Raw genomic sequence first — 7,528 nt, 5'->3', positions numbered from 1 at the left:
AAGTGGAAGAATTGACGGCGAAAGTGAAATGGTACGAAGAACAGTTTCGTCTTAGTCAACAAAAAAGTTTAGGCTCATCAAGCGAAAAGACTCCAGAAAACCAAATTGCACTGGAGCTGTTTAATGAAGTCGAACAAGAGGCTGATCCTCAGTTACCTGAACCTACGGTGGGACCATTACGTACAAACGAAAAAGGAAACGTGGCCATCGTGAAACCATATTACAAAACCTGTCTACAGAAACAGTCGAATATCGATTGTCTCTAGAGGACCAGGTTTGTTCGTGTTGTGGTGGAACCTTACATGAAATGAGCACGGAAATTCGGAAAGAAATAAAGATTATACCAGCAGAAGTAAAGGTAGTTGAACACAAGCGATATGTATATGCGTGTCGGGGTTGTGAAAAAAATGACATCGCTACTCCGATTGTCACCGCACAAATGCCAGCTTCTGTTTTTCCAAAAAGCTTGGCATCCCCCTCTATCTTGGCATACACGATGAGCCAGAAATATGTAGAAAGCTTACCGTTATATCGACAAGAGAAGCAATTTGAGAGATTGGGCGTCCAGCTTCTAAACAATCGTACCTTTGGTTATATCGAACAGGTAGAGAGGGACCTCCTATCATTCTATCCGATTATCAACCAACCCGAGCAGGCGATAATGCCAAACGATTCTTGACGGGATTCAAGGGCTATCTACAAGTAGATGGGTATAGTGGGTACAAGAAAGCACCTGATGCCAAGCTCGTAGGTTGTTGGGCACACGCGCGAAGAAAATTTGACGAAGCGTTAAAAGCCTTGCCAGCCTCTCAAAAAGGGAAAACCGTTGCGGCAACCGAAGGTTTAAATTTCTGTAACCAATTTTATGCAGTTGAAAAGAAACTAAAGAATGTTACAAACAGCGTTTAAAGCAGAGTAGGCCCATTCTGGACCTTTTTTGACAGGTTAAACATGCAGAAACCAAGAGTACTGCCGAAAAGCGCCCTTGGTGCAGCCATTACCTACTGTCTTAATCAGTGGGAGAACTTAGAGGTATTTCTAGAGGATGGTCGACTAGAGATAGATAATAATCGTAGCGAGCGATCCATCAAACCTTTGGTAATTGGACGCAAAAACTGGTTATTCTCTAACACCTCGAGAGGGGCATGCGGGAGTGCCATTGTTTATAGTATTGTGGAGACAGCAAAGGAAATGGACTAAATCCATACTACTACCTTCATTATTTATTCGAGAAACTTCCACATATGGATACGACAAATGAAGAAGCTTTAGATAAGTTACTTCCCTGGTCTTCAACATTACCATTGGTATGTCGAGTTTTCAAAAACTAATATCTACATAATAACGAATCCCCATCTACGAGTGTAGGTGGGGATTATTTTACGCTTACATTTGAGAAACAAGGGGAAGTGAGTATAGTAAAATGCAAACATTGTTCCCCTGCTTCCAATACTTGTTCTATCTATACGATAATCAGTTGTTCATAAACCTCAGTTAATTGATTGAACCGTTCTGTATCTCTAACTTCCTTTGAATGTTCAATTTCCTGAGGAAGAATTTGATTAAGGAGGCTGGCTTCATTGCGGTAAAGCTTATTAACAAGATCTTTTCAGAACGAAAATGGCACTGGTTAATTTTATCGTAGATTTGCTGTGCCTCAGGGTACTTGTCTGTATAGTTTGACAAGATTTCACGTAAGTAACCAATCGTACGGTCCATCATACCATTCCTCTCTAGTAGGTTGTCACCTGACCCTCAAAAATTTTAGGCCTACGAGAAGGAAACCTAAATTTGCTGATTAATCAGTACGCTCGATTTTCTATAAAGGTTTTCCGATCATTTCTGCAATCTTCGCAAAGGTAAAGCATTCTAGTCTGTTCCGATTCAATTACGTTTTCCAATTCTTCTTCCATACCACAGAGTTCACATACTCTCATTTTTCTTCCCTCCTATTCATGATAAACATATCTGCTTTACCACGATCGCTAAAGACTGGGAACCTCATAATTGAAGCCGGTATCTTTAATCGCCTGAAGAAAATCCTCATAAGAAGCTGAATTCTCATTAAAGCTTAATGTGGCCTCCTGATTTGGCAGGCTGACAGCGACTTGGCGGACACCCCAAACTCCTTTAAGTGCACTTTGGACTTTATCGACATCTTGTTCATTTGTCATACCCTCGATTTTAATGACTCGTTGTTCCAGCGTTGCTCTCCTCCTTGTTGTCCCTCTTTTTTTTGGATAAATACTTCCCCCATTCCTTCCAAGAAGTTGAACATCGTAGAAAGTGCTGCCTTGGATTCAGGTGTTCGAATGCTGTTCCCCAGTTTCCACAAACTTGTTTTTTCATTTTCATTCAGGCTTTGAGATGCTTTTTCAAGCCCGTTGCTCATCCCGCCCATGAATGTCTGTAGCAGTTCAGGAGGTATACTCCCAATGAATTTAAAGGCATTCATTCCATTCTTAATGGTATTGTGCATGGAAGGCTGATTGATTTGCTGGATGGCAATCTCCCCTACATCACTAAGGTTATCCAACATACCATTCACCACTTTTAATAATCCCAAATCATGGAGTTGATTGACTATTTGAATCAATGTGGTAATAGCTTCCCTATTTTCAGCAAGGGTGCTCAACATTTCGTTGACAGTCTTTGATTGTAGCTCTTCCTCAGTAGGAAATATTCTCTTAATTTGCTTGATTGCCTTCGCCAAATTCGTCTCCTCCTATTTGAAATAAATCCGAAATTGATGTAAAGTCCTCACGTTTCCACTTTTCTTCCACCCTGACACTAATTTGCGGGATACGGTTTCCGAATCGATGATTTACCTTAGGTAATGGCGATTCTCCTTTATCCTCAAGAATCTCCATTTTGACACTCATTTCTTTGTAGCTAGGCGTATGGGTAATGTAGTCATGATGACTACTTGTCAAACGATTGACCATTTCATCGTCTTCACGGGTATTCATGGTCAAATATAATTCGTTACCAGTTACGCGATCCGTGACGATTGCTCTTACCTTGACTTGACCATAAGGAGATGTTAAACGAACTAACGCACCATCCTCAATTCCCCTTTTCTTCGCTTCCTCTAGTGAGATTTCCAGCCAAGGATCTGGAACTTTGTGGGTGAGCCCTTCTGATCTATACGTTAAATTACCTTCATGGAAATGTTCAAGCAAACGCCCATTATTTAAATGTAAATCATATTCTTCTCCTGTAATGAATGGTTTGGTCCAGTCAACTGGTATCAACCTTGCTTTTCCATCCGGGAAAGCGAACTTTTCTGTATAAAGAAGCGGGGAATCTGTACCATCCTTAGTAACCGGCCATACCTGACTGTTAAAGCCTTCAAGTCTTTCATAGCTCACTCCGGCAAATAGTGGCGCCAGGCTAGCTGCTTCTGCCATGATTTCACTTGGATGTTCGTAATGCCAGTCTTCTCCAAGCGCATTTGCAACCTCCTGGAATATTTGCCAATCTGGTTTGGACTCTCCCATTGGTTCAAAGACTTGGTAAAATCTTTGGATACGGCGCTCTGTATTAACAAAGGTCCCATCTTTTTCAAGGCTCGGGGCCGCAGGTAAGACAACATCGGCGAACTGTGCCGTTTTACTAAAAAACACATCTTGGACTACAAAGAAATCAAGCTTTTCAAATGAGGAATCTACAAAATTAATGTTTGAATCCACAACTGCCATATCTTCACCAAATAAATAAAGGGCTTTTAATTTTCCTTTATCAATACCCTCGACCATTTGGTGATTATTCATCCCTGGTTCGCTTGGTAATGTCACTCCCCAGGCCGCTTCATAACGGGCTCTCGCCTGATCATCCTGAATCGGTTCATACCCAGGCAGCCACGCAGGCATCGTGCCGAAATCACAAGCGCCTTGTACATTATTGTGCCCCCTAAGCGGATAGGCTCCTGTTCCAGGGCGACCATAATTTCCAGTAACAAGCAATAAATTGGAAATGGCGGTACTGGCATCAGTCGCTCCCGAATGCTGCGTAATACCCATCGCCCAAAGTATGCAGACAGAATTTACTTCATGAATCATGGTTGCCATCTTTATTATTTCATCTCTTGATACGCCTGTTGTCTCTACAGCATATTCAAGCGTAAACTTCTCCAGGGATTTCTTGAATTGATCCAAGCCGTTTACTCTAGTATTCAAGAACTCTTTGTCTTCCCAGCCTTGGTCAAAGATATACTTCGTAACAGCAGATATCCAAATAAGATCCGTGCTTGGCTTCGGATGGACAAAAAGATCTGCCCTCTCTGCAAGTTCATTTTCTCTTAAATCAACGACGATCAACTTCTGTCCATGAAGCTTATGAGCCCGTTTGACACGAGTTGCAAGGACAGGGTGAGACTCAGCTGGATTGGCACCTATCGTAATAACCAAATCTGATGCTTCAATATCTCGTATGGTTCCGGAGTCTCCACCCATCCCTACTGTCCGAAGTAAACCTGCTGTGGCCGGAGACTGACAATAGCGGGAGCAATTATCCACGTTATTCGTTCCCATTACAGCACGGGCAAGTTTTTGAAATAAGAAATTTTCCTCATTGCTACATTTCGATGAAGCGATATAACCAATTGAATCCGAACCATGCTCCTCTTTTATTTCTGTTAGTTTAGAAGCGATTAATTGGAGGGCTTCCTCCCAAGTTGCTTCTGTAAATTCATCGCCATGACGGATTAAAGGTTTGGTCAAGCGTTCTTCACTATTAACGAAATCCCATCCCCATTTTCCTTTTACACAAGTGGAGATTCCGTTTGCTGGAGCATGCTCCTGAGGTTCCACCTTTAAGATATGACGATCCTTAGTCCAAATCTCAAAGCTGCATCCTACACCACAATATGTACAAACGGTTTTTGTTCGCTTGATCCTAGATTTCCTCATGGCCGCTTCCACTTCTGAAATGGCGAATATCTCTTTGTAGCCTGGCTCTATTTCCTTCGTCAAATCAATCATCGGCTCTAAAAGCTTAGGAGGAATGCCGGTAATGAAACCCGCTTCTCCAAGCATCGACTTTTCCATCAAGGCATTACAAGGACAAACGGTGACACAATGGCCGCAAGAAACACAAGATGATTCATCAATAGGTACATCATTATCCCAAATGACACGTGGTGCTTCCCGTGTCCAATCGATGGTTAAGGTTTCGTTCACCTGAAGATCCTGACAGGCTTCTACACATCTGCCACATAAGATACATTGATCCGGCTCATAACGATAAAAGGGATGCGAAGTATCGGGTGGATAAGGCTTGGCCTCAAATGCATAGGCTTGGTGTTCAATTTCTAGATATTCAGCCGTATTATGGACAACACAATTCCCATTATTGTTATCACAGACTGTACAATATAGTTCATGATTCTTTAAAATCCGGGACATAGCTTCATATTGTGCATCTTTCACTGGTTTGGAAAGCGAATCTATTTTCATCCCAGCTTCTGCTTTAGTCGCACAGGCTCGGACCAATTGCCCATTCGCGTTCACAAAGCAGGTGTCACATGTTTGAATGGTACCAAGATTCGGATGATAACAAACACTTGGTATGTAAGACTCATTGGACTGTGCCACTTCCAAAATAGTTTGTCCAGGAGCCGCAGTATATTCTTGTCCATTTATTTGGACAGAAAATGTAGAATCTTTCATTATACTACCTCCCTAATTGCTTGGATTATTTTCGGCATATAGCTGTGATAGGATAACCAATTAGCCATTACAAACATAATCTCCTTGCTGTATTTGAAAAACACAAAATTAAAATTCGAGAGAAAGTCATCCCAAGTTTAAATACCAGCTCCCCTCCAACGATGAAAAGGTAGATTAGTCCTTTCGGTTTCGGCGCCTAAGGATATTTATGATTCTCAATGAAGCTTTTCGAGCACTGCCTCCACCGTAAGTTGTTCAATACGTGGCGGACTATAAAAAACCTGTAGCTTTAGCTTTACCTGATTGGGCAAAATATTATTCATAAAACTTACAATTGAGATAAAAAAAAGAATGTATATAAACCTCTATGTTTGGTTAACCTTTTAGGGAATTAGTTGCATTGCTATAAATCCGTACAGAAACAGAGAAGGAGGGATGGGACAAATGGAAAAGGAAACTTTGTTTCAACGAGTACAAACGATGATTATCTCATCTACCAAAAAGCCGAAATACATCTCCATTTCCACCGTAAAAATTGCGGATCTTTTTCAGGTAAATAAAGAGGAAGTTGAAAGAAACATTCAGGAATTGGTAAGCGAAGGACGGCTGCAAAAAAAGGCTCTAACCGAACCGCCTTATAGTGAAATTTACTTACTACCCTGAATTAAGAATTTTTTCTATTCCCATAAGCGTCAAACTTTACCCACCTACTAAAACCCAAAGATCTATGTGATAATCTCCTCAAGTGTTACTTGAAGGAGGTTATTTAATGGACAGACAAGCCCTAAGAAACGAGTGGAAAGCACGGATTGTTGATTTTCAATCTAGCGAATTGCCTATTAAAGAATGGTGCCAAAATCAAAATGTTACCTACTCACAGTTCCATTACTAGAAGAGAAAGTTTAAAGTACAACCAAAACCACTCAGTGGTTGCCAGTTGATCTCTATGATCAAGTGGATGAAACAGAGCCTAGTATTTTAATTCGGGTGAGAGGCATACCTGTAGAAGTGGAGGCCACTGAAAAAGTCCTCATAAGTAAAAAAGGTATCATCCCACACAATATGTGAGGAGGTGATACCTTTTTTATGGATATTTATAATTTAGTCGTTCCAAAAGATAATCTGTTGAGAAAGATTAACGAGTTGATCGATTTCTCTTTTGTATATGAAGAACTTAAAGAAAAATTTTGCCATGATAACGGTCGAAATGCCATCGACCCTATCTATTCGTATGTTCAAATATCTATTATTGAAGTCTATCTATGACGTGTCAGATGTTGACGTGGTCGAGCGTTCAAAATATGACATTTCTTTTAAGTACTTTCTTGATATGGCTCCAGAAGAGGACGTGATTGAACCTAGTTCAATAACTAAATTCCGGAAACTTCGGTTGCCTCTTTTTGTTTTTGTGGTTATACCTTTGTCCATTTTGATACTATCTCAATGCCAGCTGCTTTTATCGTATTATAAATAGGGCAGCGTGAATCTGTTACTCTTTGCAGTTCATGAATTCTTTCCAGAGAATCATTTGTTTTTACTTTTGCGTCAATTATTACTTTTTCAAAATAGGGTATAACATCTGGATTCCCCATAAATCCTCTAGGGTCCAGTATCCCTTTTATATCAAATTCAATTCCTTGTAAATCCATCGCTAATTCTTTAGCCGCTAGGTTAGCCACTACATTTTCACAGCCTGCAAGTGCACCTAAAAATGTTGTTAATGGATCAGGACCTTTATCTTGTCCACCCATTGCAGGAGGCTCATCTATTATAATGGTATGCTTACCGGATTTTAGGATTGCCTGTACCCCATTGGATTTCCCTGATACCTGAAAGGTCATTTTTTTTTCCATACTGAT

Annotated in this window: 8 protein-coding genes and 4 pseudogenes; 6 read left to right on the top strand and 6 right to left on the bottom strand. The window is 40.7% G+C overall.

Annotation, left to right across the window (positions count from 1 at the left end; genetic code table 11):
- The 3 genes and pseudogenes from WYK_RS25375 to WYK_RS25370 form a co-directional block, all read left to right on the top strand.
- Positions 1 to 266: transposase (locus WYK_RS25375; protein WP_268870023.1), on the top strand; the 266-nt coding region annotated here is incomplete at its 5' end.
- Positions 267 to 307: 41 nt separating this feature from the next.
- Positions 308 to 1,200: pseudogene (tnpC, locus tag WYK_RS24400) on the top strand (IS66 family transposase).
- A gap of 29 nt (positions 1,201 to 1,229) precedes the next feature.
- A pseudogene (locus tag WYK_RS25370) lies at positions 1,230 to 1,331 on the top strand (hypothetical protein); the annotation flags it as partial.
- A 131-nt stretch (positions 1,332 to 1,462) separates the two neighbouring features.
- Here the strand turns inward: WYK_RS25370 and WYK_RS26240 are convergent.
- The 5 genes and pseudogenes from WYK_RS26240 to fdhF form a co-directional block, all read right to left on the bottom strand.
- Positions 1,463 to 1,719: pseudogene (locus tag WYK_RS26240) on the bottom strand (sporulation protein).
- A gap of 83 nt (positions 1,720 to 1,802) precedes the next feature.
- Positions 1,803 to 1,937, bottom strand: coding sequence for a hypothetical protein (locus tag WYK_RS25945; RefSeq protein ID WP_268870022.1), 135 nt, complete (start codon positions 1,935 to 1,937; stop codon positions 1,803 to 1,805).
- A gap of 48 nt (positions 1,938 to 1,985) precedes the next feature.
- Positions 1,986 to 2,174, bottom strand: coding sequence for a heavy-metal-associated domain-containing protein (locus WYK_RS01935; RefSeq protein ID WP_051387265.1), 189 nt, complete (start codon positions 2,172 to 2,174; stop codon positions 1,986 to 1,988).
- Positions 2,171 to 2,713, bottom strand: a complete 543-nt coding sequence (locus WYK_RS01930) for a helical membrane plugin domain-containing protein (RefSeq protein ID WP_051387264.1) — start codon at positions 2,711 to 2,713, stop codon at positions 2,171 to 2,173. Before WYK_RS01930 ends, WYK_RS01935 begins: the two co-directional genes overlap by 4 nt.
- Positions 2,688 to 5,669: a formate dehydrogenase subunit alpha gene (gene fdhF, locus WYK_RS01925; RefSeq protein ID WP_040372786.1), complete on the bottom strand. Its 2,982-nt coding sequence runs from the start codon at positions 5,667 to 5,669 to the stop codon at positions 2,688 to 2,690. The genes WYK_RS01930 and fdhF overlap by 26 nt, the downstream gene beginning before the upstream one ends.
- Positions 5,670 to 6,113: 444 nt before the next feature.
- Here fdhF and WYK_RS01920 point away from each other — a divergent pair, with 444 nt between their 5' ends.
- The 3 genes and pseudogenes from WYK_RS01920 to WYK_RS23145 all read left to right on the top strand — a co-directional run.
- Positions 6,114 to 6,332: a PCI domain-containing protein gene (locus tag WYK_RS01920; RefSeq protein ID WP_040372785.1), complete on the top strand. Its 219-nt coding sequence runs from the start codon at positions 6,114 to 6,116 to the stop codon at positions 6,330 to 6,332.
- Between the two features lie 106 nt (positions 6,333 to 6,438).
- Positions 6,439 to 6,561, top strand: coding sequence for an IS66 family insertion sequence element accessory protein TnpA (gene tnpA, locus WYK_RS25940; RefSeq protein ID WP_268870021.1), 123 nt, complete (start codon positions 6,439 to 6,441; stop codon positions 6,559 to 6,561).
- A gap of 194 nt (positions 6,562 to 6,755) precedes the next feature.
- Positions 6,756 to 7,062, top strand: a pseudogene (locus WYK_RS23145) (transposase); the annotation flags it as partial.
- 19 nt (positions 7,063 to 7,081) lie between these two features.
- Here WYK_RS23145 and WYK_RS01910 read toward each other — a convergent pair.
- The gene (locus WYK_RS01910) at positions 7,082 to 7,522 is read right to left on the bottom strand and encodes an OsmC family protein (protein WP_040372784.1); all 441 of its coding nucleotides are present in this window, start codon (positions 7,520 to 7,522) and stop codon (positions 7,082 to 7,084) included.
- Between the last annotated feature and the right edge of the window lie 6 nt (positions 7,523 to 7,528).

The sequence above is a fragment of the Peribacillus psychrosaccharolyticus ATCC 23296 genome (assembly GCF_000305495.1).
In the GTDB taxonomy this organism is placed as follows: domain Bacteria; phylum Bacillota; class Bacilli; order Bacillales; family DSM-1321; genus Peribacillus; species Peribacillus psychrosaccharolyticus.
The sequence above is the reverse complement of the archived record's forward strand: the minus strand, read 5'-3'. Positions and strand labels throughout refer to the sequence as shown.

Bases quoted from the DNA above. Each gene is read 5' to 3' on its own strand.
- WYK_RS25945 (WP_268870022.1), bottom strand. From the start codon at position 1,937: ATGAGAGTATGTGAACTCTGTGGTATGGAAGAAGAATTGGAAAACGTA.
- WYK_RS01935 (WP_051387265.1), bottom strand. From the start codon at position 2,174: ATGACAAATGAACAAGATGTCGATAAAGTCCAAAGTGCACTTAAAGGA.
- fdhF (WP_040372786.1), bottom strand. From the start codon at position 5,669: ATGAAAGATTCTACATTTTCTGTCCAAATAAATGGACAAGAATATACT.
- WYK_RS01920 (WP_040372785.1), top strand. From the start codon at position 6,114: ATGGAAAAGGAAACTTTGTTTCAACGAGTACAAACGATGATTATCTCA.
- tnpA (WP_268870021.1), top strand. From the start codon at position 6,439: ATGGACAGACAAGCCCTAAGAAACGAGTGGAAAGCACGGATTGTTGAT.
- WYK_RS01910 (WP_040372784.1), bottom strand. From the start codon at position 7,522: ATGGAAAAAAAAATGACCTTTCAGGTATCAGGGAAATCCAATGGGGTA.